Below are 1173 nucleotides of genomic sequence, written 5' to 3' on the forward strand. Positions count from 1 at the left end.
CTCGTCAGGGAAAACCACGCGGCCGGCCGCATCCGCTTCACCACCGACGCGGCGGCGGCGGTCAGGCATGGCCAGATCCAGATGATCGCGGTCGGCACGCCGCCCGGCGAGGATGGCTCGGCCGATCTGAAATATGTGCTGGCCGTCGCCGAGACCATCGGCCGTGAGATGGACAGCGCCAAGATCGTCGTCGGCAAGTCGACCGTGCCGGTCGGCACTTGCGAGAAGGTGAAGGCCAGGATTGCCGAAACGCTGAAGAAGCGCGGCCGCGAGGATCTCGCCTTCGACGTCGCCTCGAACCCCGAATTCCTCAAGGAAGGCTCGGCGGTCGCCGATTGCATGAAGCCGGACCGCATCATCGTCGGCACCTCCAGCGAGGACACCGAGATGGTGATGCGCGAGCTCTACGCGCCGTTCAACCGCAACCACGAGAAGATGATCGTGATGGACGTGCGCAGCGCCGAATTCACCAAATACGCCGCCAACTGCATGCTGGCGACCAAGATCAGCTTCATGAACGAGATGGCCAATCTCGCCGAGCAGCTGGGCGCCGACATCGAGGAGGTGCGCAAGGGCATCGGCTCGGATCCGCGCATCGGCTATCACTTCATTTATCCCGGCCTCGGCTATGGCGGCTCGTGCTTCCCGAAGGATGTGCGCGCGCTGATCAAGACCGCCGAGGGCGTGAAGTTCGACGCCAAGCTGCTGCGCGCCGTCGAGGAGCGCAACAATGCGCAAAAGTCGGTCCTGTTCGACAAGGTCACCCACTATTTCAAGGGCGCGCTCAGGGGCAAGACCTTCGCCGTCTGGGGGCTGGCCTTCAAGCCCAACACCGACGACATGCGCGAGGCGCCGGCGCGCACGCTGATGGAAGCGTTGTGGGCGGCCGGCGCCAAGGTGCAGGCCTACGATCCCGAGGCGATGCAGGAGTGCCAGGCGATCTACGGCCTGCGCGAGGATCTGCTTTTGTGCGGCACCAAGGAAGCGGCGCTGCGCGGCGCCGACGCGCTTTTGATCTGCACCGAATGGAAGAGCTTCCGCGCGCCGTCCTTCGACGCGCTCAAGGATGCGCTGACGACGCCGGTCATCTTCGACGGCCGCAATCTCTACGATCCCAAGGTGATCGCGCGCTACGGCATCGAATACTTCTCGATCGGCAGGATGGCGGCATGA

The 1173-nt window shown here is 64.5% G+C and carries 1 protein-coding gene; it reads left to right on the plus strand.

Annotated elements, in window-relative coordinates:
• On the plus strand, positions 1 to 1173 hold a 1173-nt coding region (locus tag LB525_RS28490), incomplete at its 5' end, for a UDP-glucose dehydrogenase family protein (protein ID WP_224549918.1).

This window comes from Mesorhizobium sp. CA16 (assembly GCF_020165175.1).
GTDB lineage: Bacteria > Pseudomonadota > Alphaproteobacteria > Rhizobiales > Rhizobiaceae > Mesorhizobium.